Annotated in this window: 24 protein-coding genes; 17 read left to right on the top strand and 7 right to left on the bottom strand. The window is 69.4% G+C overall.

Going from position 1 to position 25,324, the window contains the following annotated elements:
* Nucleotides 1-2: 2 nt before the first annotated feature.
* From ACFQ4H_RS06795 to ACFQ4H_RS06780, 4 genes are all read left to right on the top strand, one after another.
* Nucleotides 3-698 carry an ABC transporter permease gene (locus ACFQ4H_RS06795; RefSeq protein ID WP_377568135.1) on the top strand — a complete coding sequence of 232 codons (696 nt, stop codon included), beginning with the start codon at nucleotides 3-5 and terminating at the stop codon, nucleotides 696-698.
* A 22-nt stretch (nucleotides 699-720) separates the two neighbouring features.
* A complete protein-coding gene (locus ACFQ4H_RS06790; RefSeq protein ID WP_377568133.1) occupies nucleotides 721-1,449 on the top strand; it encodes an ABC transporter permease in 729 nt (242 codons plus the stop codon).
* Nucleotides 1,450-1,900: 451 nt separating this feature from the next.
* The gene (locus tag ACFQ4H_RS06785) at nucleotides 1,901-2,905 is read left to right on the top strand and encodes a glycine betaine ABC transporter substrate-binding protein (RefSeq protein WP_377568131.1); all 1,005 of its coding nucleotides are present in this window, start codon (nucleotides 1,901-1,903) and stop codon (nucleotides 2,903-2,905) included.
* Nucleotides 2,906-2,990: 85 nt separating this feature from the next.
* Nucleotides 2,991-4,517: a hypothetical protein gene (locus ACFQ4H_RS06780; protein WP_377568129.1), complete on the top strand. Its 1,527-nt coding sequence runs from the start codon at nucleotides 2,991-2,993 to the stop codon at nucleotides 4,515-4,517.
* Nucleotides 4,518-4,566: 49 nt separating this feature from the next.
* Here ACFQ4H_RS06780 and ACFQ4H_RS06775 read toward each other — a convergent pair whose 3' ends face one another.
* Together ACFQ4H_RS06775 and ACFQ4H_RS06770 are read right to left on the bottom strand one after the other, a co-directional pair.
* Nucleotides 4,567-5,760, bottom strand: a complete 1,194-nt coding sequence (locus ACFQ4H_RS06775) for an NADH-quinone oxidoreductase subunit D (RefSeq protein WP_377568127.1) — start codon at nucleotides 5,758-5,760, stop codon at nucleotides 4,567-4,569.
* Nucleotides 5,757-6,758 carry an SAM-dependent methyltransferase gene (locus ACFQ4H_RS06770; protein ID WP_377568125.1) on the bottom strand — a complete coding sequence of 334 codons (1,002 nt, stop codon included), beginning with the start codon at nucleotides 6,756-6,758 and terminating at the stop codon, nucleotides 5,757-5,759. Before ACFQ4H_RS06770 ends, ACFQ4H_RS06775 begins: the two co-directional genes overlap by 4 nt.
* Nucleotides 6,759-6,917: 159 nt before the next feature.
* Here ACFQ4H_RS06770 and ACFQ4H_RS06765 point away from each other — a divergent pair, with 159 nt between their 5' ends.
* Genes ACFQ4H_RS06765 through panD form a run of 3 tightly spaced genes read left to right on the top strand, consistent with a single transcriptional unit; the run spans nucleotide 6,918 to nucleotide 9,262 of the window.
* Nucleotides 6,918-7,892, top strand: a complete 975-nt coding sequence (locus tag ACFQ4H_RS06765; protein WP_377568123.1) for a Rossmann-like and DUF2520 domain-containing protein — start codon at nucleotides 6,918-6,920, stop codon at nucleotides 7,890-7,892.
* Nucleotides 7,893-7,951: 59 nt separating this feature from the next.
* The gene (gene panC, locus ACFQ4H_RS06760; protein WP_377568247.1) at nucleotides 7,952-8,809 is read left to right on the top strand and encodes a pantoate--beta-alanine ligase; all 858 of its coding nucleotides are present in this window, start codon (nucleotides 7,952-7,954) and stop codon (nucleotides 8,807-8,809) included.
* 27 nt (nucleotides 8,810-8,836) lie between these two features.
* Entirely contained in the window at nucleotides 8,837-9,262 is a 426-nt protein-coding gene (panD, locus tag ACFQ4H_RS06755; RefSeq protein WP_377568121.1) for an aspartate 1-decarboxylase, read from the top strand.
* A gap of 108 nt (nucleotides 9,263-9,370) precedes the next feature.
* On the opposite strand, the gene ACFQ4H_RS06750 is transcribed toward panD, so the two are convergent.
* Both ACFQ4H_RS06750 and ACFQ4H_RS06745 read right to left on the bottom strand, forming a co-directional pair.
* Complete coding sequence (locus tag ACFQ4H_RS06750; protein ID WP_377568119.1) at nucleotides 9,371-9,685, bottom strand: winged helix-turn-helix domain-containing protein; 315 nt, start codon at nucleotides 9,683-9,685, stop codon at nucleotides 9,371-9,373.
* Nucleotides 9,685-10,161: a hypothetical protein gene (locus ACFQ4H_RS06745; RefSeq protein WP_377568117.1), complete on the bottom strand. Its 477-nt coding sequence runs from the start codon at nucleotides 10,159-10,161 to the stop codon at nucleotides 9,685-9,687. The genes ACFQ4H_RS06750 and ACFQ4H_RS06745 overlap by 1 nt, the downstream gene beginning before the upstream one ends.
* A gap of 186 nt (nucleotides 10,162-10,347) precedes the next feature.
* Here ACFQ4H_RS06745 and ACFQ4H_RS06740 point away from each other — a divergent pair, with 186 nt between their 5' ends.
* The 4 genes from ACFQ4H_RS06740 (at nucleotide 10,348) to ACFQ4H_RS06725 (ending at nucleotide 14,676) form a co-directional block, all read left to right on the top strand.
* Entirely contained in the window at nucleotides 10,348-11,244 is an 897-nt protein-coding gene (locus ACFQ4H_RS06740; protein WP_377568115.1) for a septum formation family protein, read from the top strand.
* A gap of 64 nt (nucleotides 11,245-11,308) precedes the next feature.
* Nucleotides 11,309-13,012, top strand: a complete 1,704-nt coding sequence (locus tag ACFQ4H_RS06735; RefSeq protein ID WP_377568113.1) for an L-aspartate oxidase — start codon at nucleotides 11,309-11,311, stop codon at nucleotides 13,010-13,012.
* Nucleotides 13,009-13,911 carry a carboxylating nicotinate-nucleotide diphosphorylase gene (nadC, locus tag ACFQ4H_RS06730; protein WP_377568111.1) on the top strand — a complete coding sequence of 301 codons (903 nt, stop codon included), beginning with the start codon at nucleotides 13,009-13,011 and terminating at the stop codon, nucleotides 13,909-13,911. The genes ACFQ4H_RS06735 and nadC overlap by 4 nt, the downstream gene beginning before the upstream one ends.
* Nucleotides 13,912-13,914: 3 nt before the next feature.
* Nucleotides 13,915-14,676 carry a type III pantothenate kinase gene (locus tag ACFQ4H_RS06725; RefSeq protein WP_377568109.1) on the top strand — a complete coding sequence of 254 codons (762 nt, stop codon included), beginning with the start codon at nucleotides 13,915-13,917 and terminating at the stop codon, nucleotides 14,674-14,676.
* 80 nt (nucleotides 14,677-14,756) lie between these two features.
* Here ACFQ4H_RS06725 and ACFQ4H_RS06720 read toward each other — a convergent pair whose 3' ends face one another.
* Nucleotides 14,757-15,632: a class I SAM-dependent methyltransferase gene (locus ACFQ4H_RS06720; protein WP_377568107.1), complete on the bottom strand. Its 876-nt coding sequence runs from the start codon at nucleotides 15,630-15,632 to the stop codon at nucleotides 14,757-14,759.
* Between the two features lie 90 nt (nucleotides 15,633-15,722).
* On the opposite strand from ACFQ4H_RS06720, the gene lysS reads away from it, so the two are divergent.
* From lysS to ACFQ4H_RS06705, 3 genes are all read left to right on the top strand, one after another.
* Nucleotides 15,723-17,231, top strand: coding sequence for a lysine--tRNA ligase (lysS, locus tag ACFQ4H_RS06715; protein WP_377568105.1), 1,509 nt, complete (start codon nucleotides 15,723-15,725; stop codon nucleotides 17,229-17,231).
* 108 nt (nucleotides 17,232-17,339) lie between these two features.
* Complete coding sequence (locus ACFQ4H_RS06710; RefSeq protein WP_377568103.1) at nucleotides 17,340-17,690, top strand: histone-like nucleoid-structuring protein Lsr2; 351 nt, start codon at nucleotides 17,340-17,342, stop codon at nucleotides 17,688-17,690.
* 604 nt (nucleotides 17,691-18,294) lie between these two features.
* Nucleotides 18,295-20,826, top strand: coding sequence for an ATP-dependent Clp protease ATP-binding subunit (locus ACFQ4H_RS06705; protein WP_377568101.1), 2,532 nt, complete (start codon nucleotides 18,295-18,297; stop codon nucleotides 20,824-20,826).
* Between the two features lie 130 nt (nucleotides 20,827-20,956).
* Here the strand turns inward: ACFQ4H_RS06705 and ACFQ4H_RS06700 are convergent, their stop codons facing one another.
* Nucleotides 20,957-21,871 carry an HhH-GPD family protein gene (locus ACFQ4H_RS06700; RefSeq protein WP_377568099.1) on the bottom strand — a complete coding sequence of 305 codons (915 nt, stop codon included), beginning with the start codon at nucleotides 21,869-21,871 and terminating at the stop codon, nucleotides 20,957-20,959.
* A gap of 108 nt (nucleotides 21,872-21,979) precedes the next feature.
* Here ACFQ4H_RS06700 and ACFQ4H_RS06695 point away from each other — a divergent pair, with 108 nt between their 5' ends.
* The 3 genes from ACFQ4H_RS06695 (at nucleotide 21,980) to ACFQ4H_RS06685 (ending at nucleotide 23,833) form a co-directional block, all read left to right on the top strand.
* A complete protein-coding gene (locus ACFQ4H_RS06695) occupies nucleotides 21,980-22,492 on the top strand; it encodes a glycine cleavage system transcriptional repressor (protein WP_377568097.1) in 513 nt (170 codons plus the stop codon).
* A complete protein-coding gene (locus tag ACFQ4H_RS06690) occupies nucleotides 22,489-23,049 on the top strand; it encodes a peptide deformylase (protein ID WP_377568095.1) in 561 nt (186 codons plus the stop codon). Before ACFQ4H_RS06695 ends, ACFQ4H_RS06690 begins: the two co-directional genes overlap by 4 nt.
* Nucleotides 23,050-23,254: 205 nt before the next feature.
* The gene (locus ACFQ4H_RS06685) at nucleotides 23,255-23,833 is read left to right on the top strand and encodes a hypothetical protein (RefSeq protein WP_377568093.1); all 579 of its coding nucleotides are present in this window, start codon (nucleotides 23,255-23,257) and stop codon (nucleotides 23,831-23,833) included.
* 157 nt (nucleotides 23,834-23,990) lie between these two features.
* Here ACFQ4H_RS06685 and disA read toward each other — a convergent pair whose 3' ends face one another.
* Nucleotides 23,991-25,175 carry a DNA integrity scanning diadenylate cyclase DisA gene (gene disA / locus ACFQ4H_RS06680; protein ID WP_377568091.1) on the bottom strand — a complete coding sequence of 395 codons (1,185 nt, stop codon included), beginning with the start codon at nucleotides 25,173-25,175 and terminating at the stop codon, nucleotides 23,991-23,993.
* Nucleotides 25,176-25,324 lie beyond the last annotated feature (149 nt).

The following is a 25,324-nucleotide window of genomic DNA, read 5'->3' as shown; positions in this document are numbered from 1 at the left end:
GTATGTCCTTCCGCCTGGTCTACCGGGAAGACCCGGGAAACCCGTGGTTTTCCTGGCAGTACCTGCGGGACAACTCGGAGACCATCCTCGATGCGCTCGGGGAGCATGTCATGCTCACCGCCCAGGCCGTGGCGATCGCCGCGCTGGTGGCGGTCCCGCTGGCCGTCGTGGCGTACTGGTTCCGGCCCCTCACCGGTCCGATTCTTGCACTATCCGGTGTGCTCTACACGATCCCGTCGTTGGCCCTGCTGGCCTTCGTCGCGCCGTACGTGGGCACCACCAACCCCGCGTCGGTGCTGATCGCCCTGGTGCTCTACGCGTTGTTGCTGATGATCCGCAACACCCTGGCCGGGCTGAACCAGGTGCCCGCCGAAACGCGTGAGGCGGCGCTGGGGATGGGCTACGGCCGGTTCGGTCTGCTGCTGCGGATCGACCTGCCGCTGGCGTTGCCCGGCATCATCACCGGGATACGTCTGGCGACGGTCTCCACGGTCGCGCTGGTCACGGTCGGTGCCATGATCGGGTACGGGGGCCTGGGCGACCTGATTCTCACCGGGTTCCGGAACAACTTCTACAAGGCGGAGATCGTCACCGGCACGGTCCTCTCCGTGGGGCTGGCACTCGTGCTCGACCTCGTGCTGGCCGGGATCGGTCGGTTGCTGACCCCGTGGATCTCCCGCCGGGCGGCTGCCCGGTGACCGCTATGCTGGGGGAGCTGCGATGAATCCGATCGACCAGGCACTGGTCTGGCTGAACGACCCGCTCAACTGGACCAATCCCGGCGGGATCCTCGACCGGCTCGGCGAGCACCTCGTCATCTCGGCGGCGGCGGTGGCGATCGGCTGTCTGGTCGCCTGGCCGATCGGGCTGTGGCTGGGACACACCGGCCGGGGCGGTGCCCTGGTCGTACTGATCTCCAACCTCACCCTGGCCATCCCGACGATCGCCCTGTTGACCATCCTGCCGTTGACCTTCCTCGGCTTCGGCAAGCCACCGGTGATCATCGCGCTGGCCGTCTTCGCGGTGCCGCCACTGCTGGCGAACGCCTACACCGGGGTGCGTCAGGTCGATCCGGAGGCCCGGGATGCCGCGCGTGGCATGGGTCTGTCGGCCGGGCAGTTGCTGCGTCGGGTGGAGTTGCCGCTGGCGGTTCCCTATCTCGCCGCCGGGTTCCGTACCGCAACGGTGCAGGTGGTTGCCACCGCCGCCCTGGCCTCCTTCGTCAACGGCGGTGGACTGGGCCAGATCATCAGCGCCGGCTTCGGGTTGGGCATCTCCGTGGGCGGTGGACAGATCCTGGCCGGTGGGGTGTTGATCGCGTTGCTGGCGTTGCTGGTGGAGGTGATCCTGGCCGGGGTGGAGCGGTTGGTCACGCCCCGCCCGTTGCGTCGTACCCGGGTCACCGCCCGGGCCGACCGGCGGGCGGCGGACGCGGTGGCCGGTCGCTGACCACCCGGTGACGACGTCGGTCGGTCGCTGACCACCCGGTGGCGGCGCCGATCGTTCGCTGACCACCCGGTGACGACGTCGGTCGGTCGCTGACCACCCGGTGGCGGTGCCGATCGGTCACTGACCACCCGACGGCGCCGATCGTTCGCCGGTCATCGGCGTCGCCCGCGATGACATTGCGTGACGGGTTGTCGACGGCGTATGACGGCCGACGGTCGGCCGTATTCCTGAGTTGTCTGATCGACGCGGTTGACGCGAGTCTGATTCGTGCGCTTATTGCACCATTTTCCAAGTAACTTTCGTGACGATCAAATGACAAAAGGGCAGTCCGGTTGTCGGTTCGTCCATGAGGATGTTTCGTGGAAGCTGCGGGTGCCCATCAATGTCAGGTGCCCGTCGGACACGCGGCCGGCCCGATGGGCCGCGCCGGGACACGGAAGGCGGGCTTCATATGCGCGCGGGTTCACGTCTGGCGATCGGTGCGGTAGGCGCCCTTGCCGCAGCGGGATTTCTCACCGGCTGCGGCGATGCCGGTTCCTCGGGCACCGCTGCCCCGGAGGCCGGTACGGCAGGGGCGGGCTGTGCCCCGGTGGCCGGCAGCCAGTTGGTCGTCCTTGCCGACGACAAGAAACTCCAGAACGCCGACAACATCATCCCGGCGGTGAACAGCAAGGTCGCCGGCCCACAGCTGATCGCCGCGCTGGACAAGGTCTCCGCCGCCCTCGACACCGAGAAGCTGATCAAGCTCAACAAGGCGGTCGACATCGACCGTAAGACCCCCAAGGTCGCCGCCGAGGAGTTCGCCGCCACCAGCAACCTGACGGCCGGGATCGAGAAGGGGCCGGGCGGCGAGATCGTCGTCGGCGCGGCCAACTTCAAGGAGAGCCAGATCCTGGGTGAGTTGTACCGGATTGTACTTAGTTCGGCCGGATACCAGGTGAAGGTCCAGCAGATCGGCAACCGTGAACTGTACGAGCCGGCCCTGGAGAAGGGGGAGATCCAGGTGGTGCCGGAGTACGCGGCCACCCTCGCCGACTTCCTCAACGGCAAGCTCAACGGGGCCAACGCGCCGGCGATCTCGGACCCGGACGTGGACAAGACCGTGTCCGCCCTGCGGACGGCGGGCCAGCGCGTGGGGCTCTCCTTCGGTGCTCCGGCCGCCGCCCAGACCCAGAACGCCTTCGCCGTCACCAAGGAGTTCGCCGACCGGTACGGCGTACGGACGCTGTCGGACCTCGCCGCGAAGTGCTCCGGTAAGGCGACGGTGCTGGCCGGGCCGCCGGAGTGCCCGCAGCGGCCCAAGTGCCAGATCGGGCTGGTCGAGGTCTACGACTTCAAGGCAGGCTCGTTCAGCTCGCTGGATGCCGGTGGCCCGCAGACCAAGTCGGCGCTGACCACCGGTGCGGCCAGCGTCGGGCTGGTCTTCTCCTCCGACGGCACACTGGCCACCAGCTGACCGGATCGGTTCGCAGTCCGGGCCGGTGCTACGACAGCACCGGCCCGGTTTCCTGGTTCAGGAACTGTCGGTAGGCTCCACTGCCATGCCTTCCCCCGAAGCCATCGAAGAGTCGCGCGGGAAACCACTGCTCACCGTGCTGTTTTGGGTCGGGGTCGGGTTGGCCCCGATCGCCGCATTGTTACTGCTGGTAGGGGACGGCAACGGGGTGCTGCGGGTTGCCGCCGTACTCGCCCTCCTGGCCGTCGTCCTGATCGGACTGTCGATCGCGTTGCGATCCGACGCCAACGCGGTGCGTGACGAGATCGAGGACATCCTGGCCGAGGAGATCGAAGATCTCCGGGCCGACCTGCGCAAGGACATCGAGACCGCCGCTCGTGCGACGCACAAGGCGTTCGGTGAGAAGTTGCACACCGTCCAGCAGAGCGTCGAGGCGATCCGTAGCCAGCAGACGACACCCCGACCGGATGCAGGGCAGGGAGAACCGGCCGATGTCGGTGGACACCGGAGCGCCACCCGCCCGGCCGGTCAGTATGCCGGGACGGTGTCGTCCGGAGCGTACGGCCGGGCCGGCGGGCACGCCGCGATGCCGGAAGCGGACGTTGCGGGTGGACCGGCGTCCGGACCGCCGCCTGCCGCCCGTCGGGTCGCCCCTGCGGCCGGGGAGCACCCGCCCAGGCCGCATCTGCCGAGCGGGGTGGTCCAACACACCGAGACCGTCCAGGTCACCACCAGGCAGACCATCGTCGGACCGCCCGAGCACGATCCCGGCGGCGGCAACGTGTACGGCAGCACCGTCTACGGCGGCAGGGGCCATCGCCGTGATGCGGACGACGACGGCGACTGGTCCGAGCCGCCACCGAGACGGGAGCGACGCGCCTCCGCCGGTGACGAGGACTCCCCGCCCGAGCAGCGGGCGGGTGAGCCGAGGGGCGGCGAGAGGGGTGGTGACCGCCGGGGACCGGGCCGGTACGACCACGACGACGCCCCGGGGACCGGCGACGAGGGGTACTGGTCCAGCCTTCGGGCGGGTGGCCGATGGGCGTCCGTACGTAGTGACGAGCACGGTCAGGAACTCCGGATGGGTGAGCGGCGGGCGGCCGCGCACGCCGACGAGTCCGGCGCCCAGTTGCACGTCGAGGACCGGTGGGCGGCGGTACGGCGATCAGAGCCCCGCCGGACGGGAAACCAGGACGACTCCGGGTGGGACGAGCCGCAGGACGGCCAGCGACGGACCGGGCACCGGGCATCGGGCGGCTGGCCGGGGGAGGACCCCGGCGGTCGGGGCGCGGACGAGTGGCGCGATCCCCGGCAGTCGGATCGCCGGGAGGACGGTGACGGTCCCGGATCGCGTGGTGAGCGCGGGGGATGGGATCGGCGGACCGGCGCAGCGGCGCTGCCGGCCCGCAGCGGTGATCCGTCAGCGTCGTGGCACCCGGGTCGGAGGGAATCCGAGCGTGAGCCGGTACGGTCCCGGCGGTCCGCCGACGACGAGGAGGCGTACGGCTATCCGCCTGCGGACGACGTGCCCCGGGCCGGTGGCGCACGTCGCGGGGGGCATGGCAGGGAACGGGACGGCGGCGGCTACTCCGACGAATACCGGTGGCGTTGACCGGCCGGGCCACCCAGCCCGGTCGGCACCTCCGCCAAGGTAGCGGGACCTATTTGTCGATGTCGCCGACGACGAAGAACATCGAGCCGAGGATGGAGATCAGATCCGGTACCAGGCAGCCGGGTAGCAGGGTGCTCAACGCCTGCACGTTGGCGTACGACGCGGTGCGCAGTTTGAGCCGCCACGGGGTCTTTTCACCCCGTGAGACCAGGTAGTAGCCGTTGATGCCCAACGGATTCTCGGTCCAGGCGTAGGTGTGCCCCTCCGGGGCCTTCACCACCTTCGGCAGGCGTACGTTCACCGGCCCGGTGAGTTGGTCGACCCGGTCGAGGCACTGCTCGGCGAGGTCGAGCGAGACGTACACCTGGTCGAGCAGCACCTCGAACCGGGCATGACAGTCGCCGGTCGTACGGGTCACCAGCGGCACGTCCAGCGACCCGTACGCCAGATAGGGGTCGTCCCGGCGCAGGTCGAGGTCCAGGCCGGAGGCGCGGCCGACCGGGCCGGACGCGCCGAACGCCGCCGCCTGCTCGGCGGTGAGCACCCCCACCCCGACGGTACGGGCCAGGAAGATCTCGTTCCGCCGGATGATGTTGTCCAGGTCGGGCATCCGCCGACGGACCTCGCCGATCGCCTCCCGGGCCCGGCGGGTCCACCCGGCCGGGACCTCCTCCTTGAGTCCGCCGATCCGGTTGTACATGTAGTGGATCCGACCCCCGCAGGCCTCCTCCATGACCGCCTGGAGCGTCTCGCGCTCGCGGAACGCGTAGAACATCGGCGTGATCGCGCCGATCTCCATCGGGTAGGAGCCGAGGAACATCAGGTGGTTGAGCACCCGGTTGAGTTCGGCCAGCGCGGTACGCAGCCAGACCGCCCGCTCCGGCACCTCGATGCCCATCAGCCGCTCCACGGCCAGCACCACACCCAACTCGTTGGAGAAGGCGGAGAGCCAGTCGTGCCGGTTGGCCAGCACGATGATCTGCCGGTAGTCGCGTACCTCGAAGAGCTTCTCCGCGCCCCGGTGCATGTAGCCGACGATGGGCTCGCAGGAGACCACCCGTTCCCCGTCGAGTACCAGCCTGAGCCGGAGGACGCCGTGCGTGGACGGATGCTGTGGTCCGATGTTGAGCACCATGTCGGTGCCGAGTTGCTGCCCGTCGTCCTCGATGCCGGCGACGAGACCTGCGCCAGTGCCGACGGTCAGCTCACGCAGCGAACCGGTTTCGGTGGTCATGACGGTCATCGTGCCACGACTGCCGTCGGGTCGACACCGACCGGCTGGAGCAGCCACCAGTGACCGCCGAGCCCGGCCGGGTCGGTCAGTTCGCCCACCGCCGAGGCGGCGGCCAGGGCCCGCACGTACGCCGCCGGGTCGGTGCTGGCCAGGGCCAACGGGGGACGTCCGCCGTGCAGACCGAGCGCCCGCAACGCATCCCGTTGTGGAAGCAGGGTGTACGGGAGGCCGGCAGCCGACGAGCCGGCCGCTGCCACCGCGTCCATGGCGACGTGCGCGGTTATGTCACAGGAGCCGTCGGGAACCGGGGGTACCTGCCGGCCGGCGAGGAATCCGGTGAGGCTGCCGTCCGGCGGTCGGTTGGTCGCCAGGTGCCCGTAGTCGACGCAGAGGGCCAGGCCCCGGTCGACGGTGGCCACCGCATCGGCCCAGGCGGCGTCCCGGGGGAGGCCCACCTCGGCCCGGCTGCCGGGCACAGTGGACTCGGTGGGCCACCAGGTGGCCAGCCAGTCCGCCCCGGCCGGGTCGACCGGTCCGCCGGGGGATTCGGTGCCGGTGGCCGGATCGACCAGGACCTGCCGCCAGCCGTCCTGGTCGGCCTCGACCACGTCGAGCGGTACGTTGTCGAGCCATTCGGTGGCCAGCAGCAGCCCGGTTACCCCGGCCGGCGGGGTGGCCCGCCACTCGATGCCGACGGGCAGCGTTCCCGGTCGGGGGGCGAGTTCCACGGCGGTCAGCCGGAGCCGTCGGCGCAGTTCGGGCGTGGCGTGTCCGGCCAGCGTGGTGAGCAGTTCGCCCCGGCCCGCGCCGACGTCCACCACGTCCAGGGGATCGGGGTGGCCCAGTGCCGCGTCGACCCGGTCGAGCAGTCGCAGCAGGGCCAGTCCGAACGCCGGGGAGGCGTGCACACTCGTCCGGAAGTGGGCCGCCGGTCCGGCTCCGGTCACGAAGAACCCGTCCGGCCCGTAGAGCGCCGCCGACATCGCGTTTCGCCAGCTGTGGGGCATCACCAGAGGTTACGGGCCGGGTGGCCGGTCACGTCCGCCCTGTTCCCGGCTGGGCGTCGTGGGGTGGTGAAGGTTTTCACACATCCTTGTGGGGGATCCGCGCAGGCGGCGCATACTTGCGATCGACCGGTACCCACTCCCGAGGACTGGATCATCGCTATGAGCGCACCGCTGCGTCCGCATTCGGCACGTTCCAGCGGGGCTGCCGAGGCACCGGCTGCTTTCTTCGCCGGCCCGGACAGTTCCCACCGCCCGTTGACCGCCGGTGTGATCGGCGCCGGTCGGGTCGGGGCGGTGCTCGGCGCCGCGTTGAACCGGGCCGGGCACTCCGTCGTCGCCGTGTCCGGGCGATCCGACACTACCCGTACCCGGATCAACCAACTTCTGCCCGGTATCGCCAACCTGTCCGGCGACGAGGTGGCCCGGGCCGCCGTCGACCTGTTGATCCTCGCGGTGCCGGACGACGCGCTCGCCGCGGTGGTTGCCGATCTGGCCGAGGCCGGCGCACTCCGTCCCGGACAGGTGGTCGCGCACACCTCGGGCGCGCACGGGCTCGCCGTGCTCGAACGGGCGACCTCGGCCGGTGCCCTTCCGCTGGCGCTGCACCCGGCGATGACCTTCACCGGCACCCCGGCCGACCTGGCCAGGCTGCCGGGAATCTCGTACGGCGTCACCACCGTTACGCAGTTGCGACCGTTCGTCGTGCGTCTGATTGCCGACCTTGGGGGCGTACCGGAGTGGGTGGCGGAGGAAGATCGGCCGCTGTACCACGCGGCGCTGGCGCACGGCGCGAACCATCTCGTCACCCTCGTCAACGAGGCGGTCGATCGGCTGCGCGACGCCGGGGTGGCGGATCCGGCGAAGGTGCTCGGCCCACTGCTGCGCGCCGCCCTGGAGAACGCCCTGGGCCTCGGTGACGCGGCGTTGACCGGGCCGGTCGTCCGAGGCGATGCGGGGACCGTGGCCCGGCACCTGGCCCGCCTCGCCGACACCGCGCCGGAATCCGTACCCGGATATCTGGCGCTGGCCCGGCGTACGGCCGACCGGGCGATGGCGGCCGGGCGGCTCCGGCCGGCGGACGCGGTGGCACTACTGGGTGTTTTGGCCGACCGGCACCGGGAGACGGTGCCATGAGTGAACGTAGCGGGGGCATCAGTGAGCGGGATGTACGCGACGACCGAACCGGGGCCGGCATGACCGACGTCGTACTGACCCGGGCCGAGTTGGCTGCTCGGCGGGGCGCCATGTCGGGGACGGTCGGTGTCGTCATGACCATGGGCGCTCTGCACTCCGGCCATGAGGCGTTGCTGCGGGCCGCCCGGGAGCGGGCCGACCAGGTGATCGCGACGATCTTCGTCAACCCGCTCCAGTTCGGGCCGACCGAGGACTTCGACCGTTATCCGCGCACCCTGGACGACGACGTGGAGATCTGCCGTCGCGCCGGGGTGGACCTGGTCTTCGCGCCGGCGCAGGTGGAGGTCTACCCGTACGGCCAGCCGGCGGTCCGGGTTGATCCCGGCCTCCTCGGCGAGGACCTGGAGGGCGGCAGCCGGCCGGGTTTCTTCGAGGGTGTGCTGACCGTGGTGATGAAGCTGTTCCAGCTCGTCCGGCCGGATCTGGCGTTCTTCGGCGAGAAGGACTACCAGCAGTTGACCCTGATCCGGCGAATGGTCCGGGACCTCGACGTGCCGGTGGAGGTCGTCGGTGTGCCGACGGTCCGGGAACCGGACGGGTTGGCGCTGTCCAGTCGTAACCGCTACCTCTCGGCGGCCGAACGCGAGGCGGCGCTGCTGCTGTCCGCCGCGCTCCGCGAAGGGGCGGCAGCGGCCGAGGCCGGACTGCCCGGCGAGGCCGTCATCGCCGCCGGTCGTCGGCTCCTCGACGACGAGTCCTCCGGCGTACGGCTGGACTACCTGGCCCTGGCCGACCCGGATCTGGAACCGGGACCGGTGTCCGGACCGGCGCGGCTGCTGGTGGCGGCCTGGGTGGGCAGCACCCGTCTGATCGACAACCTGGCCATCGAACTCAATCCGCAATCCCTGCCCAGCTGAATCGCTGATCGACGAGAAGGAATCCTGATGTTCCGCACGATGTTGAAGTCGAAGATCCACCGGGCGACGGTGACCCAGGCGGATCTGCACTACGTCGGCTCAGTCACCGTGGACGAGGATCTACTCGACGCTGCCGACCTGATCCCCGGTGAGCAGGTTGCCATTGTGGACATCACCAACGGCGCCCGACTGGAGACGTACGTCATTCCGGGGGAGCGTGGCAGTGGCGTGATCGGCATCAATGGTGCGGCTGCGCATCTGGTGCACCCGGGTGACCTGGTCATCCTCATCTCGTACGGGCAGATGGACGAGGCGACCGCGCGTTCCTACCGGCCCCGGATCGTGCATGTGGACGCGGCGAACCGGATCATCGAGTTGGGTGCCGATCCGGCCGGTGTGGTGCCGGGTATGGCGGGTGACCCGGTCCGTAGCAATCTCGCCGCGATGAGCTGACCGCATTCGTCCGTACGGAATTGGAACGGCCCCGCTCGGTGCATGGCGTCGAGGCAAGGGGCCGTTCCGGTGTTGCGTATTCGTGACCGTCCACGTGTTGCGGCGATGCTAGCGGTCGAACGCGATGTTCTCGCCGGACCGGGCGACGATCTGCTGGAGGGCGGCGACATGTCCGGAGAAGGCGTTCCGGCCGGTCCTGGTGAGCTTCACCGAGGTGCGTGGACGCTTACCGATGAATGCCTTTCGAATCTCCACGTAGCCCGCTTCTTCGAGTGTGGTCAACTGCTTGGACAACGCCGAGTCGGAAAGGCCGACGGTGTCCCGGACGAACTTGAACTCGGCCCATTCGGTGGCGGCCAGCAGACTGACGATGGACAGACGGGTGGGGGCGTGGATCAGTTCGTCGAACCGGTGCGTGGTCATCAGCCTTCTCCGAGTGGGCGAGCGGTCATCACGCCGCGCAGGTAGCGCATGAGCAGCGGGCCACTGATCGTCATGGCGACCGCGGTCACCGCCCCTGAGATGGTCGCCGGCCGCGGTGTACCCAGTGCCTCCAGGCCGAAGCCCGTCGCCAGGCCGATGCCGACCAGCGAGACGGCCATCACGGTGATCGCCAGTACGCCACGTACGCCGAGCATACGGTTGCTGACCTGGGCCCGGTGGCGCCTGGTGAGCCTGGTGATCACGAGGGTGAGGCCCACGCCGTAGCCGACGGACCCGACGGCCACCACCCATGGCTGGCGGGTCTCGATCGCCGCCATGAAGCCGAGCATCAGGACGCCGATCGCGGCCCAGTACCAGTTGGGGATCATCGACTCGCTGATCACCTGGTCCCGTCGCGCCTGGATTTCGGCCAGCGCACTGGCCGCTTCGGCGGGCTGGATCGACTGGTTGCTCACGATGCCTCCTCTTGGTCGGCGGGCTAGCACTTTCCTAGTGGGAAAGTACTAGTAGCTTTCCTGTCAGGCAAGTACTTTCCTGTCAGGTGCCGGACGGGGATGGGCGATCATCCTCGTCGATTCGTTGGCGCGGCTGTCGTAGCCTGCAGGGAAGGTCTGGACCGTGGCCTCCCGGGGAGGAACGCGATGCGTCGTTGGCTCACCACCTTGACCTTGACCGGCGCGACCGGCCTGCTCCTGGTTGCCTGCGGTGCACCGGGCGGGGCGGACGGGGACCTGACCGACGACTGGGCCGTACCGCCCGCACCGACGCCCTTCACCCCGCCGGTCGGGGCCTGCCACGACCAGGCCGTCTTCGACGAGACGCCCTCCGTCAGGGACTTCGCACCCGTCGACTGTGCGGGCAACCATCGGCAGGAGACCGTGCACGTCGGCAACTACCCCGGTGACTCCGGCCAGGCCCCGGACATGGTCTCGGACGAGGGACGGGCCGCCTATGCGGAGTGCGATGCCAAGGCCACCGAGTACGTCGGCGCCGAATGGCGTACCGGCCGGCTCTGGCTGGCGGTGGCCCGGCCCACGCGGGAGGCCTGGGCCGGGGGCGCCCGTTGGTTCCGCTGCGATCTGATGGAAGTGGCCGACGTCGGCGGTCCACGGGAGCCGGAGAGCCGTTCGGGCAGCCTGAAGGGGGCGCTGGCCGACCCCTCGCCACTCAACCTCGGCTGCTTCAAGAGCAAGGTCACCGCCGGCCGCCTGGACTCACTGACCCCGGTCGACTGCACGCGGGAACACGACACCGAGTTCGCGGGCGTGTGGCAGGCGCCCGAGATGGCGTACCCGGCCGCCGACAAGGACTGGACGCGGTTCTACGACGAGTGCCGCAAGGTGGTCGCCGGGTACGTCGGGGTGCCGGCCGACGCTGACCTGCGCTACCGCACCGGCGTCGTGGTCCGGCCCGGTGCCCGTACGGAATGGGGGTACGGCAACCGTGGCGTGCGCTGCTACCTGTGGCTCAGCAGCCGTACCCTGACCAAATCGCTCAAGGACGCTGGCCCGGCGGGGCTGCCGATCCTGACCAAATAGCGCGCTGGCCCACTTTCTCCGCCCCCGCGCGCCACGCGCCCCACCGGGGCGGTTGACTGTGGTGATGAGCCTGTCGACCCTCGACCTACCAGCGTTGCCAGCCCGACTGGCCGCGCCCGCACCCGGCTGGGTGGAGACCACCGACGTGATCGTGATCGGGTCGGGCATCGCCGGGCTCACCGCCGCGCTGAACCTGCGTGAAGCCGGTCTGCACGTCACCGTGGTGACCAAAGTCAACATCGACGACGGCTCGACCCGCTGGGCCCAGGGCGGGATCGCGGCCGTACTGGACCCGCTGGACACCCCGGCCGCACACGCCTTCGACACCGAGGTCGCCGGGGTGGGACTCTGTGACCCCGCCGCTGTTCAGGTGCTGGTCGAGGAGGGGCCGACCCGGCTACGCGAGCTGATGCGGGTGGGGGCCGAGTTCGACCGTAATCCGGACGGGTCGCTGATGCTCACCCGTGAGGGTGGCCACCGGGCAGATCGCATCGTGCATGCCGGCGGGGACGCCACCGGCGCCGAGGTCCAGCGGGCGCTGCACGAGGCGGTGGGCCGGGACCCCTGGATCCGGCTCGTCGAACATGCGCTCGTGCTGGACCTGCTGCGCGCCCCCGGTACGGCCGGTCAGGGCGCGGACCAACTCGGCCGGGCCTGCGGGATCACCCTGCACGTGCTCGGCGAGGGCAGTGAGGACGGCGTGGGGGCGATCCTCGGCCGTGCGGTCGTACTCGCGACCGGCGGAATGGGCCAGATCTTCTCGGCGACCACCAATCCGACCGTCTCCACCGGGGACGGGGTCGCGCTGGCGATGCGGGCCGGTGCGGCCGTCACGGACGTGGAGTTCGTCCAGTTCCACCCGACGGCGCTGCTGCGCCCGGCCGGTCTGGGCGGCTCCGGGTCCGGTGGTGCCCAGCAGCCCCTGGTCTCCGAGGCACTGCGGGGCGAGGGTGCCCACCTGGTCGACGGCGACGGCAAACGGTTCATGGTCGGCCAGCACGAGTTGGCCGAGTTGGCACCGCGTGACGTGGTGGCGAAGGGCATCCACCGGGTGATGCTGGCCCACGGCACCGACCATGTCTACCTGGATGCCCGACACCTGGGCGAGGACTTCCTCAACCGGCGCTTCCCGACGATCGTCGCCTCCTGCCGGGCGATCGGGGTCGACCCGGCGGTCGACCTGATCCCGGTGGCACCGGCCGCGCACTACGCCTCCGGCGGCGTCCGTACCGACCTCTTCGGCCGTACCTCCATCCCCGGCCTGTACGCCTGCGGCGAGGTCGCCTGCACCGGGGTGCACGGCGCCAACCGGCTGGCCAGCAACTCGCTGCTGGAGGGGTTGGTCTTCGCCCGTCGGATCGCCGAGGACATCGCCCGTGACCTGCCGCCGCAGGTGGATCCGGCACCGACCGGCGCCTGGGTCGGCGGCTCGGGCGACGTGGTCGACCCAGCGGTGCGCGCCGGGCTGGCGCGGGCGATGACCCGTGGGGCTGGTGTGCTCCGGTCGGCCGGCTCGCTGCGGGCGACCGCAGCGGAGTTGACCGCCCTGAGCCGGAGCCGGGGCACGCCCGGTACGGCGAGTTGGGAGACGACCAACCTGGTCACGGTGGCTTCGGCGCTGGTGGCTGCCGCGTACGCCCGACAGGAGACCCGGGGCTGCCACTGGCGGGATGATTTTCCGGCTGCTGACGACGAGTGGCGCGGCCACCTCGTCAGCTCGATCGGTTCGGACGGCAGGCTGGTGCAATCCTGGGAGGCGACACGATGAAGTTGTCCACGGTGGAAGCGCTACGGGCGACCGGGTTGGACCCGGCGGCCGTGGAGCGGATCGTGCGGGACACCCTGGCCGAGGATCTCGGTCCGGAGTGGATCGACGTGACGAGCCGGGCGACGATCCCACCGGAGCAGGTGGACACCGCCGACCTGGTCGCCCGGGCCGACGGGGTGGTGGCCGGACTGGCGGTGGCGGCAGCGGTGTTCGACCTGGCGGATGAGCTGACGGCCACCGGTGACCGTACGGTCGAAGTGGTGATCAGGGCCCGCGACGGTGCGCGGGTGGCCCGGGGTGACGTGCTGGCGACGGTGAGCGGCCCGACCCGGTCGCTGCTGACGGCCGAGCGGACTGCGCTCAACCTGCTCAGCCGCATGTCCGGCGTGGCCACCCACACCCGTGCCTGGGCCGACGCGCTGACCGGTACCAAGGCCATGGTGCTGGACACCCGGAAGACCACCCCGGGTCTACGGATCCTGGAGAAGTACGCGGTACGGGCCGGCGGCGGCACCAACAAGCGGATGGGCCTCTACGACGTCGCCATGATCAAGGACAACCACAAACTGGCGGCGGGTGGTATCGCCGCCGCCTACCAGCGGGTACGCCAGGCGTTTCCGGAGGTCGCGGTCCAGGTGGAGGTAACCACCACGGCGGAGGCCGTCGAGGCGGTCGAGGCGGGGGCCGACTTCCTGCTCTGCGACAACATGAACCCGGACCAGCTCCGCGAGGTGGTGGCGGCGGTGGGTGACCGGGCCGAGTTGGAGGCGACGGGCGGGTTGACCCTCACCGAGGCGGCCCGGTACGCCGCAACCGGCGTGGACTACCTGTCGGTCGGGGCACTCACCCACTCGTCGCCTATCTTGGACATCGCTTTGGACCTCAGGCCCCGGGACTGACGCATGCTGCTGTGTATCGACATCGGTAACACCAACACGGTCCTGGCGACCTTCGACGGCGACAAGCTGGTCCACTCGTGGCGGATCAAGACCGATGCCCGGTCGACCGCCGACGAGTTGGGGCTGATGTTCCGTGGACTGCTGGCCAGTGACGCGGTGGAGATCACCGGGGTGGCCGCCTGTTCCACCGTGCCAGCGGCGCTGCGCTCGCTGCGGAACATGCTGGCCCGCAACTACGGCGACATCCCCAACGTGATCGTCGAGCCGGGCGTGAAGACCGGGGTGCAGTTGGCCATCGACAACCCCAAGGAGGTCGGGGCCGACCGGGTGGTGAACACCCTGGCCGCCTACACGCTCTATGGCGGACCGTCGATCGTGGTCGACTTCGGTACGACCACCAACTTCGACGTGATCAGTGGTCGCGGCGAGTTCCTGGGTGGTGCGTTCGCGCCGGGCATCGAGATCTCCTTCGACGCGCTGGCTGCGCGGGCCGCCCAGCTGCGCAAGGTGGAGGCGACCAAGCCACGGTCGGTGATCGGCAAGAACACGGTGGAGTGCCTCCAGGCCGGGCTGTACTTCGGGTTCGCCGGTCAGGTCGACCGCATCGTTGAGCGGATGACCGAGGAACTGGGCGGCGGGGTGAAGGCAGTGATCGCCACCGGCGGACTGGCGTCGCTGGTCGTCGGTGAGTGCCGGACGATCACCCACCACGAACCGATGATCACCCTGATCGGTCTGCGGATGGTCTACGAGCGCAACGTCTGACGACGCCGGTCCGGCCTCTCGCCCCGCTCGGTCCGGCCTCTCGCCCCGCTCGGTCCGGCCGGACGCCCCGGCCCGGGCCGCTACCGTCGGTGAGCCCGGTAGCAGGTGGTCAGGTACGGCAGTTCGAACGTGTCCCGCCCGGAGAGGTCCGGGTGGTCGGCGGCGAGGGCCCGGACCGCCTGCTCGACCTCCCGCTGCCGCTGCGGCGTGGCGGTCAGGTAGTACGAGCGGGTGGTGACCATTCCGACCAGGCTCTCGGTCGTGTGGGTGGTGGCGTGACGGAACTCGGCCCGCTCGACCGGGCCGAACCGGTCGCCGAAGGAATGGATCTCCGGAGCGTCGTCCCGGATACCCCGCCCCTCCCGGGCCACCTGGTCGGCCCGCCCGTTCCGCCCCTCCTGCCCGGTCCGCCCCTCCTGCCCGGTCCGGCTTTCCGGCACGGTTGGGCCTTCCTGCCCGGTCCGGCTTTCCGGCACGGTTCGGCTTTGCTGCTCGGTTCGGTCGAAGATCGCGGTGAGCGCGGCCACCCAGGGTACGGTTTCGTCCCGGCTGTTCCAGATGGTGCCGAACGTTCCACCGGTCCGGATGACCCGGGCGGCCTCGGCGTGCGCACGTTCCCGGTCGAACCAGTGGTACGCCTGCCCGGCCACGATGGCGTCCGCCGTCCCGTCGGCGACCGGGATCTCCTCGGCGGACCCGTCGAGGGCCGGGACGCCCGGCGTGGCGATCGCGAGCTGTGCCCGCATACTGGCGTCCGGTTCCACCGGTACGACGTCGTAACCGAGCCGCAGCAGGGTTCGGCTCAGGATTCCGGTCCCCGCGCCGAGGTCGACCACCCGGGCGGGTGCCGGGCGACCGGTGAGCCACGCTGCGGCGGCCAGTGGATAGGACGGGCGGAACCGGTCGTAGGCAGCTGCAGCCCCGCCGAATGACATTGCGCTGGCTCGATGGATCATGGTGGCGAGGTTATCCCGGTGACCGCCGCCGAGGCATTTGAGTACGCTCGGGCCTTGACCCACCGAAATCTCCTGCTGAGGAAGCGTGCCGTGAGCGAGCAGACCGCCGTGCCAGTCGACCCCGCCGATGATCTCCCCGAGCAGATGCGGATCCGCCGGGAGAAGCGGGACCGCCTGCTGGCTGACGGGGTCGAGCCGTACCCGGTGGGCTATCCGCGTACCGCGACGCTGGCCGAGATCCGGGCCCGGTACGCCGACCTGCCCACCGATACCGGCACCGGGGACGTCGTGTCGCTTACCGGACGGGTGATTTTCCAGCGCAATACCGGGAAGCTCTGCTTCGCCACCTTGCGGGACGGCGACGGAACCGAGCTGCAGGCGATGTTCTCCCTGGACCGGGTGGGTGCCCAGCGGCTGGAGGACTGGAAGCGTCAGGTCGACCTCGGTGACCATGTCGGGGTCACCGGTGAGGTGATTAGCAGCCGGCGCGGTGAGCTGTCCGTTCTGGCCGACTCCTGGGCGGTCACCGCGAAAGCGCTGCGCCCGCTGCCCGTCGCCCACAAGCCGCTCAGCGAAGAGGCCCGGGTCCGGCAGCGCTACGTCGATTTGATCGTCCGCCCGCAGGCACGGCAGATGGTCCGTACGCGGGCGACCACGGTGCGCAGTCTTCGTGATTCGCTGCACGCTCGGAGTTTCCTGGAAGTTGAAACCCCGATGCTCCAGTTGGTCCACGGCGGCGCGGCTGCCCGGCCATTCGTGACGCACAGCAATGCACTCAGTACCGATCTGTATCTGAGAATCGCCCCCGAGCTTTTTCTGAAGCGCGCGGTGGTCGGCGGGATCGATCGGGTCTTCGAGATCAACCGCAACTTCCGTAATGAGGGGGTCGACTCGTCGCACTCTCCCGAGTTCGCCATGCTCGAGGTGTACGAGGCGTACGGCGACTACGACACCATGGCCACCATGACCCGGGAACTGGTGCAGGAGGCTGCCGCCGCGCTCACCGGGTCGTACGTCGTGACCCACGCCGACGGTACGGAGTTGGACCTCGGTGGCCAGTGGCGGACGGTGACGCTTTACGGGGTGCTCTCCGAGGCGCTCGGGGACGAGGTGACGGTCCGGACCGATCGGGCGCGTCTCGTGCAGTACGCCGAGAAGGTCGGGCTCGCGGTCGACCCGAAGTGGGGCCCGGGCAAGCTCGCCGAGGAGCTTTTCGAGGAGTTGGTCGTACCGGGGCTGCGTGAGCCCACCTTCGTTCGGGACTACCCGGAGGAGACCAGCCCGCTTACCCGGGGGCACCGGGATGAGCCCGGTCTTACCGAAAAATGGGACCTGTATGTCCTCGGATTTGAGCTGGCGACGGCCTACTCGGAACTTGTCGACCCGGTGGTTCAGCGGCAGCGGCTGGTCGCCCAGGCGCAGCTCGGGGCTAAGGGCGACGAGGAGGCAATGCCGCTGGACGAGGACTTTCTACGGGCGATGGAGTACGGAATGCCGCCGGCGGGTGGCATGGGAATGGGAATCGACCGGCTTCTCATGGCCCTGACCGGGCTCGGAATTCGGGAAACGATCCTCTTCCCGTTGGTCCGCGCGGAGTAGTCACCCCGTTCTTGTTGCGTAGTTTCCGGGTCCTATTGACGTAGCGCGCATCTAAAGCGCTATTGTGCTCTTGTTTGCGGGAGAACCTGCTCGAAAGGAACGTGGCACGTGGCCAAGCAGATCATTCACAAGCTGGTCGATGACCTGGACGGCGGAGACGCGGACGAGACCGTCAAGTTCTCGCTCGACGGCGTTCAGTACGAGATCGACCTCTCGAACACAAACGCCGGAAAATTGCGGGAGCTATTCGCCCCCTACGTCTCGGCCGGCTCCAAGGTGGGTCGGGGTGGCGTGGTCATCGGCGGCCGGGCTGCCCGTGGTCGTGGCGGGGCCACCGCCGACCGGGAGCAGAACAAGGCGATCCGGGCATGGGCCAAGAAAGAGGGCAAGGACATCTCTGACCGTGGGCGGATCCCGCAGGAGATCGTCGATGAGTACCACGCCAAGGCCGGTCGTTGAGTCGGTCGAGATCAACCGGTTCTCACGCCGGGCTCGGAGCGCGACGCCGCGCCCGGGTCCGGCGTTGCCCTTTCCGGTGATCCCGGGCACCGTTCCCCGGGGCCGGGAATAGCGGCCCTGCGCCCGTGCCCGCGACACGCCGCGACTCGCGGACCGGTCGGTACGGGAACAGCGGACCTGCGCCGATGTTGAGACACGCCGGGGAGCGTCGACGCGAACCGGCGGGCCAGCCGAGTTGCACCGGTGGACGGTCCGGGTCCGGCCGAGCGTTCCCGCCGCTGCCGGGAAGGATCCGGGGCCGCCCCGCGTTATCCACAACTGGTGGATGATTTGTCCACAGCCTGTGGACGAGCGCCGGCGCTGCCGGTGGATCTCGTACCGACGGTCGAATTTCGCTCTGCGCGTACAGCTGGGGGTCGAGGAACACCCGCTGAGCGCGGACAGTTGGCTAAAACAACGTCGGACGAGGCTCGATCGCGCCCGCAGGGCATCGGATGAGTCGGTCCACGGCGATAGAGTAAGGAAGCACGGGCGTCCGCCCTGGACGTCTGGGCGCTGGCCCCGCCAAGAACACTGGCGCACGGCACGTGAGGAGCACGAGGGCATGTTCGAGCGGTTCACCGACCGAGCGCGACGGGTTGTCGTCCTGGCCCAGGAAGAGGCCCGGATGCTCAACCACAACTACATCGGTACGGAACACATCCTGTTGGGTCTCATCCACGAGGGTGAGGGCGTGGCGGCCAAGGCTCTGGAGAGCCTGGGCATCTCCCTGGAGGGCGTCCGCCAGCAGGTGGAAGAGATCATTGGCCAGGGCCAGCAGGCACCGAGCGGACACATTCCGTTCACCCCCCGGGCCAAGAAGGTGCTGGAGCTGTCGCTGCGTGAGGCGCTACAGCTCGGGCACAACTACATCGGCACGGAGCACATCCTGCTCGGACTGATCCGGGAGGGCGAGGGCGTCGCCGCCCAGGTGCTGGTGAAGCTCGGCGCGGACCTGAACCGGGTGCGCCAGCAGGTGATCCAGCTGCTCTCCGGTTACCAGGGCAAGGAGCCGGCCGCCGCAGGCACCGCCACGGGCGAGGCCGCGCCGTCGACGAGCCTGGTGCTGGACCAGTTCGGTCGTAACCTGACCCAGGCTGCCCGGGAGGGCAAGCTCGACCCGGTGATCGGGCGGGAGAAGGAGATCGAGCGGGTGATGCAGGTGCTCTCCCGCCGTACCAAGAACAACCCCGTGCTGATCGGTGAGCCCGGCGTGGGTAAGACCGCCGTGGTGGAGGGCCTGTCGCAGCGGATCATCAAGGGCGAGGTCCCGGAGACGCTGAAGGACAAGCAGCTCTACACCCTCGACCTGGGTGCCCTGGTGGCCGGTTCGCGTTACCGGGGTGACTTCGAAGAGCGCCTGAAGAAGGTGCTCAAGGAGATCCGCACCCGGGGCGACATCATCCTGTTCATCGACGAGATCCACACCCTGGTCGGCGCTGGTGCCGCCGAGGGCGCGATCGACGCGGCCAGCATCCTCAAGCCGATGTTGGCTCGGGGCGAGCTGCAGACCATCGGCGCGACCACCCTCGACGAGTACCGCAAGCACCTGGAGAAGGACGCCGCTCTGGAGCGTCGTTTCCAGCCGATCCAGGTGGGTGAGCCGTCCCTGGCGCACACCATCGAGATCCTGAAGGGGCTGCGGGACCGTTACGAGGCCCACCACCGGGTGTCCATCACCGACGGGGCGCTGGTCGCGGCGGCCACGTTGGCCGACCGGTACATCTCCGACCGGTTCCTTCCGGACAAGGCGATCGACCTGATCGACGAGGCCGGTGCCCGGATGCGGATCCGTCGGATGACTGCTCCGCCAGACCTGCGTGACTTCGACGAGCGGATCGCTCAGGTGCGCCGCGACAAGGAGTCGGCGATCGACGCACAGGACTTCGAGCGGGCCGCGCAGCTGCGGGACAAGGAGAAGCAGCTGCTGGGCCAGAAGGCGCAGCGGGAGAAGGAGTGGAAGGCCGGCGACCTGGACGTGGTGTCCGAGGTCGACGACGAGCAGATCGCCGAGGTCCTGGCGAACTGGACCGGCATCCCGGTCTACAAGCTGACCGAGGAGGAGACCGCTCGACTGCTCCGCATGGAGGACGAGCTGCACAAGCGGGTCGTCGGCCAGTTGGACGCGGTGAAGGCCGTCTCCAAGGCGATCCGGCGTACCCGTGCCGGCCTGAAGGACCCGAAGCGGCCGTCCGGCTCGTTCATCTTCGCCGGCCCGTCCGGTGTCGGTAAGACCGAGCTGTCCAAGGCCCTCGCGGAGTTCCTGTTCGGCAGCGAGGACGCGCTGATCCAGCTCGACATGTCCGAGTTCCACGACCGCTACACCGTGTCCCGGCTGGTGGGTGCGCCTCCCGGCTACGTCGGCTACGACGAGGGTGGTCAGCTGACGGAGAAGGTGCGGCGTCGGCCGTTCTCGGTGGTTCTGTTCGACGAGATCGAAAAGGCCCACCCGGACGTGTTCAACACCCTGCTTCAGATTCTCGAAGACGGTCGGCTCACCGACGGTCAGGGTCGCATCGTGGACTTCAAGAACACGGTGATCATCCTGACCACCAACCTGGGCACGCGGGACGTGGCCAAGGCGGTGTCGTTGGGCTTCCAGGCCTCGGAGGACCAGGAGTCCAACTACGAGCGGATGAAGCAGAAGGTCAACGACGAGCTGAAGCAGCACTTCCGGCCGGAGTTCCTCAACCGGATCGACGACACGATCGTGTTCCACCAGCTCAACCAGGGCGAGATCCTGTCGATCGTGGACATCATGATCCAGCGGATCGAGACCCAGCTCCGGAACAAGGACATGGGTCTGGAGCTGACCGACAACGCCAAGAAGTACCTGGCGAAGAAGGGCTTCGACCCGGTGCTGGGTGCCCGGCCGCTGCGTCGGACGATCCAGCGGGACATCGAGGACAACCTGTCCGAGCGGATCCTGTTCAACGAGCTGACCCCTGGTCAGATCGTGGTCGTGGACTGCGAGGGCGACCCGGAGGACATCGACAAGTCGAAGTTGGTGTTCCGTGGGGCGGACAAGCCCGTGATCGTGCCTGACGCGGTCCCGGCCGACCTCGGCGGCACCGCAACCGCAGGTGCCGACGAGTAAAACCAGAGCAACAAACACAGATCCCCGTGATCGGGCCCGCGTTCACCACTCGGGTTCCCGGTCACGGGGATCTTGTCTTTGTCCGGTGCCGGTCAGCTCCCGGCACACCGACCGGGTTGTACGACAGGGACTACCCTGCGGCGGCCCCACTCGGTGTCGGGGCTACTGGGCCGTCACCGGCCAGGGCGAACTTCTCGCCGACCAGTTCCACCAGACCGTCGTCGAGCAGACTGGCCAGTGCCCGTGATCGTTGCGTCGCGTCGGACCAGACAAGATCCAACCGGTCGCGGGACACCGGACCGGTCGTCTCCCTCAGCACCGCCAGCAGCAGCCCGCGTACCTGGCGGTCGGTGCCCGCGTAGCGCTGTGGACGTCGGGTCGGCCCGGCCGGCGCGGGAAGCCCGGACGCGCGCCAGGCGCAGCGGTCGATCAGCGGGCAGCCGACGCAGTTGGGCGACTGCGCCGTACACACCATTGCCCCCAACTCCATGATCGCGGCACTGGCCCTGGCCGCCACGGCCGGTTCCGCCGGCAGTAGTGCCTCGGTGGCGACCAGGTCGGCCGGTCGGGTCGCCGGGCCGGCATCCGGCTCACCAGCCACCGCACGGGCCACCACCCGCCGTACGTTGGTGTCGACCACCGGGTGCCGCTGCCCGTACGCGAAGGTGGCCACCGCCCGGCCCGTGTACGTGCCCACGCCGGGCAGGGCCAGCAGTTCGTCCAGGTCGGTGGGCACCTGGCCGCCGTGTCGGTCCACGATCGCCACGGCACACTCCCAGAGTCGCAGCGCACGTCTCGGGTAGCCGAGCCGACCCCACATCCGGATCGCCTCAGCGGAGGTGTCCGCAGCCAGCGCCGCCGGTGTCGGCCAGCGTTCCAACCAGCTCTGCCAGGCCGGCAGCACCCGTACCACGGGCGTCTGCTGGAGCATGACCTCGCTGACCAGGATGGCCCAGGCGCCTACACCGGGCACCCGCCACGGCAGGTCACGGGCGTTCTTCTCGTACCACCGGATGACCTCGGTGGCCAACGTCGTCTCAGGCATGGCGTCGCCGATCATGTCATGCGTACCGGCCCGGTGACACATCCCGCACCTTGGTCGGATCGGCCATGTCGTGACTGGCAAAGCCGGTCGATCAGGCAGACTGCCGGGATGAACGAACTCGCGATCACCGTGATCGGTCAGGACCGACCCGGCATCGTGGCCGATGTCGCGGAGGTGCTCGCCGGGGTGGGCGCGAACCTCACCGACTCGACCATGACCCGGTTGCGCGGCCACTTTGCGATGACCCTGGTCTGCACCGGCCCGAGCGCCGCCGAGGCCGAGGCCGCGCTGGCACCGCTGGCCGCCGACGGCCGGCTCCTGGCCACCGTACGCGCGGTCAGCGGCGACTCGGCCCGCGCCGCGGTCGGCGAGCCCTACCTGATGGCCGTACACGGTGCTGACCGGCTCGGCATCGTCGCTGCGGTGACCCGGGTACTGGCCGAGGCCGGCGGCAACGTGACCGACCTGACGACCCGCCTCACCGGGCCGCTCTACGTCCTCGTCGCCGAGGTGGACCTGCCGCCCGGAACCGCCGGAACGCTGTCTCAGCGACTCAACGAGGTCGCTGCCGGGCTCGGTGTCGTGGTGACACTCCGGCCAGCGGAATCGGATCTGCTGTGACGGTGGAGTACGCCGGTCTGGGGGACTGGACAGTCGAAGCCCTGGGTGAGCCGGGCCAGGTGCGTCCGGTCGTCACCGCACCGCACCCCGTACTCGGCCAGGCCGGCGTCGAGGTCGATCCGACCGACGCGGAGGTGGTCCGGTTGGCCGCCGACCTGGTGGCCACCATGCGGGTCTCGCCCGGATGCGTGGGTCTGGCCGCGCCGCAGATCGGTGTCGGCGCGCAGGTGTTCGCGGTCGACGTGACCGGACACCCCAAGACGGTGACGGTGCACGGCACGTTCGTGCTCTGCAACGCCAGGATCGTCGAGGCCACCCGGTCCCGGCCGGGCCGGGAGGGGTGCATGTCCGTGCCCGACCTGACCGGTGACGTCAAGCGCGCCAGCCGGTTGGTGGTGGACGGGGTACTTCCCGGCACCGGTGCACCGGTACGCCTGGTCACGGACGGGTTCGAGGCCCGGGCGCTACAGCACGAGATCGACCACTGTGCCGGTCTGCTGTTCCTCGACCGGGTCGCCGGGGCACACGCCGTCTACCAACGCAAGGTGTACCTGTGATGGCTGGTTGTCGTACGGCCCAAGGGATCTGACGCGGCTTGATGAACGCTCGGCGCGTCGACAGGATCAACTTGGCCCACCCCGATACGGTGTGGGCATTATGCGTCTGACGGTTGGCCCCCTGCCACCCGCTGTCTATTGGCGGCGTCGAGCCGTCGTGCTCGGAGCGGGGCTTCTTTTCCTGATTGTCTTGCTGTACTCATGCGTGGGTTCGGGTAAAACCAACCCAGCTGCGAAGGAGAGCCCCTCGCCCGGCCCGTCGGCCGAGTCGAAGCCCACCGCCGCGCTCACCCCGGAGACCGGGGCACCGCCCGCCGACGATGTGCCGGCCCCGCCACCGACCGTGGATCCGACCCCGACCCAGGCGGGTCAGGCCCCGGCCGGGGGCAGTACCTGCACCGACGGCGAGATGTCGGTCGTACCCGAGGCGTCCCAGTCGACGGTGCAGCGGGGGGTGACGATCAACCTGCGGATAAAGATCAAGAACGTGTCGAACCGGACCTGTAGCCGGGACGTCGGTGCGGATCTCCAGGAGATCTACATCAAGTTCGGCGCGGAGTTGATCTGGTCCTCCGACAAGTGCGGCGCCGCCAAGGGCAACCTCATCCGGTCCTTCCCGCCCGCGCACGAGGAGTCCTTCGAGGTCTCCTGGAACGGCAAGAACAGCAGTACGTGCGCCAACGGGCTCGCCAACGGGAAGGTCGTCGACGCGGGCGAATACCAGCTCTTCGGCCGACTGGACGGCAAGCACAGCGAACCGGTGAAGCTCGTCGTCACGCACTAGCCCGCCCGGCTAGGTCACGCACTAGCCCGCCCGGCTAGCCGCGCTCGGAATACGCGTTGGTTCGGATACGCGTCGCGCGGCTAGCCGTATTCGTCTGCGGCTAGCCGTACTCGTCCGTCGGCCCATGATCGTCCGTCGGCTCAGCGGGGGTAGCAGGTCAGACGTACCGTTCCAGGATCGAGGCCTCGGCCAACCGGGACAGGCCCTCGCGTACGCCCCGGGCGCGGGCGTCGCCGACCCCGTCGACCGCCTGTAGGTCCTCGACCGTCGCCCCGAGCAGCCGTTGCAGGCTGCCGAAGTGGCTGACCAGCCGGTCCACCACCGAGGCCGGCAGCCGGGGGACCTTGGCCAGGAGTCGGAAACCGCGTGGGCTGACCGCCCCGTCGAGCGCGTCGGAGGCACCGGCGTAGCCGATCGCCTTGGCGACGGCGACCAGGTCGATCAGCTCGGTCGCACTGAGCAGGTCGAGTTCGACGAGCGCCTCGTCGAGGGTACGGGCCTTGCGCCCGGTGGGCAGGTAGTCGCGGATCACCAGCGTACGGTCGGCGTCGACCCCGGCCATCAGTTCGTCGAGCTGGAGTGCCAGCAGTCGGCCGTCGGTGCCCAACTCGACCACGTAGCCGGCGATCTCGTCGGCGATCCGGCGGACCATCTCCAGCCGCTGCACGACCACCACCGCGTCGCGGACGGTGACCAGGTCCTCGATCTCCAGGGCGGACAGGGTGCCGGAGACCTCATCCAACCGCAGCTTGTACCGCTCCAGCGTGGCAAGCGCCTGGTTGGCCCGGGACAGGATCGCCGCCGAATCGTCGAGGACGTGTCGCTGCCCGCTGACGTAGAGGCTGATGATCCGCATCGACTGGCTGACCGAGATGACCGGATATCCGGTCTGCCGGGCGACCCGCTCGGCGGTACGGTGCCGCGTGCCCGACTCTTCCGTCGGGATCGACGGATCGGGCATAAGGTGCACTGCGGCCCGAACGATCCGGGTGCCGTCGCTGGACAGCACGACCGCACCGTCCATCTTGCATAGTTCGCGTACCCGGGTCGCGGAGAACTCGACGTCGAGGGGGAACCCGCCGGTGCAGAGCGTCTCGACGACCTTGTCGTAGCCGAGCACGATCAGTGCGCCGGTACGGCCACGGAGGATTCGCTCCAGGCCGTCCCGTAGCGCAGTGCCCGGTGCCATCAGCGCGAGGTTGGCGCGCAGCGGGTCTCCGGTGAGACCGGATCCACTCATGGTCATGCCGGCACCGACAGTGCGGGCGGCTGAATTGATGGCACCGGTCCGGGCATGGAGACTCGCGTCAGCGGTTCGGTTCGCATCGCGGTCGACTGGCACCCGGACAGTCTACGGACTGGCATGCGTTCGGTGCTGTCGTGGTTACTGTGATGTGCCACTGTGTCCGTTCCCTTCGCTGCCGGCTTACCGGTACCCCCGCTCGCCGACGGTGGACGGGTTGCGATCGAGGGCTCGGTGGCTGGTTTGTC

It is taken from the genome of Micromonospora sonneratiae (assembly GCF_042679305.1).
Taxonomy (GTDB): Bacteria; Actinomycetota; Actinomycetes; order Mycobacteriales; family Micromonosporaceae; genus Micromonospora_H; species Micromonospora_H sonneratiae.
The sequence above is the reverse complement of the archived record's forward strand: the minus strand, read 5'-3'. Positions and strand labels throughout refer to the sequence as shown.

What these genes read in the sequence shown, in the direction of transcription:
- ACFQ4H_RS06790 (WP_377568133.1), top strand. Translation starts at nt 721, where the DNA reads ATGAATCCGATCGACCAGGCACTGGTCTGGCTGAACGACCCGCTCAAC.
- ACFQ4H_RS06750 (WP_377568119.1), bottom strand. Translation starts at nt 9,685, where the DNA reads ATGACCACGCACCGGTTCGACGAACTGATCCACGCCCCCACCCGTCTG.
- ACFQ4H_RS06725 (WP_377568109.1), top strand. Translation starts at nt 13,915, where the DNA reads ATGCTGCTGTGTATCGACATCGGTAACACCAACACGGTCCTGGCGACC.
- ACFQ4H_RS06720 (WP_377568107.1), bottom strand. Translation starts at nt 15,632, where the DNA reads ATGATCCATCGAGCCAGCGCAATGTCATTCGGCGGGGCTGCAGCTGCC.
- ACFQ4H_RS06740 (WP_377568115.1), top strand. Translation starts at nt 10,348, where the DNA reads ATGCGTCGTTGGCTCACCACCTTGACCTTGACCGGCGCGACCGGCCTG.
- nadC (WP_377568111.1), top strand. Translation starts at nt 13,009, where the DNA reads ATGAAGTTGTCCACGGTGGAAGCGCTACGGGCGACCGGGTTGGACCCG.
- ACFQ4H_RS06700 (WP_377568099.1), bottom strand. Translation starts at nt 21,871, where the DNA reads ATGCCTGAGACGACGTTGGCCACCGAGGTCATCCGGTGGTACGAGAAG.
- ACFQ4H_RS06785 (WP_377568131.1), top strand. Translation starts at nt 1,901, where the DNA reads ATGCGCGCGGGTTCACGTCTGGCGATCGGTGCGGTAGGCGCCCTTGCC.
- ACFQ4H_RS06780 (WP_377568129.1), top strand. Translation starts at nt 2,991, where the DNA reads ATGCCTTCCCCCGAAGCCATCGAAGAGTCGCGCGGGAAACCACTGCTC.
- ACFQ4H_RS06705 (WP_377568101.1), top strand. Translation starts at nt 18,295, where the DNA reads ATGTTCGAGCGGTTCACCGACCGAGCGCGACGGGTTGTCGTCCTGGCC.
- ACFQ4H_RS06695 (WP_377568097.1), top strand. Translation starts at nt 21,980, where the DNA reads ATGAACGAACTCGCGATCACCGTGATCGGTCAGGACCGACCCGGCATC.
- panC (WP_377568247.1), top strand. Translation starts at nt 7,952, where the DNA reads ATGACCGACGTCGTACTGACCCGGGCCGAGTTGGCTGCTCGGCGGGGC.
- ACFQ4H_RS06735 (WP_377568113.1), top strand. Translation starts at nt 11,309, where the DNA reads ATGAGCCTGTCGACCCTCGACCTACCAGCGTTGCCAGCCCGACTGGCC.
- panD (WP_377568121.1), top strand. Translation starts at nt 8,837, where the DNA reads ATGTTCCGCACGATGTTGAAGTCGAAGATCCACCGGGCGACGGTGACC.
- ACFQ4H_RS06770 (WP_377568125.1), bottom strand. Translation starts at nt 6,758, where the DNA reads ATGCCCCACAGCTGGCGAAACGCGATGTCGGCGGCGCTCTACGGGCCG.
- ACFQ4H_RS06765 (WP_377568123.1), top strand. Translation starts at nt 6,918, where the DNA reads ATGAGCGCACCGCTGCGTCCGCATTCGGCACGTTCCAGCGGGGCTGCC.
- ACFQ4H_RS06775 (WP_377568127.1), bottom strand. Translation starts at nt 5,760, where the DNA reads ATGACCGTCATGACCACCGAAACCGGTTCGCTGCGTGAGCTGACCGTC.
- ACFQ4H_RS06795 (WP_377568135.1), top strand. Translation starts at nt 3, where the DNA reads ATGTCCTTCCGCCTGGTCTACCGGGAAGACCCGGGAAACCCGTGGTTT.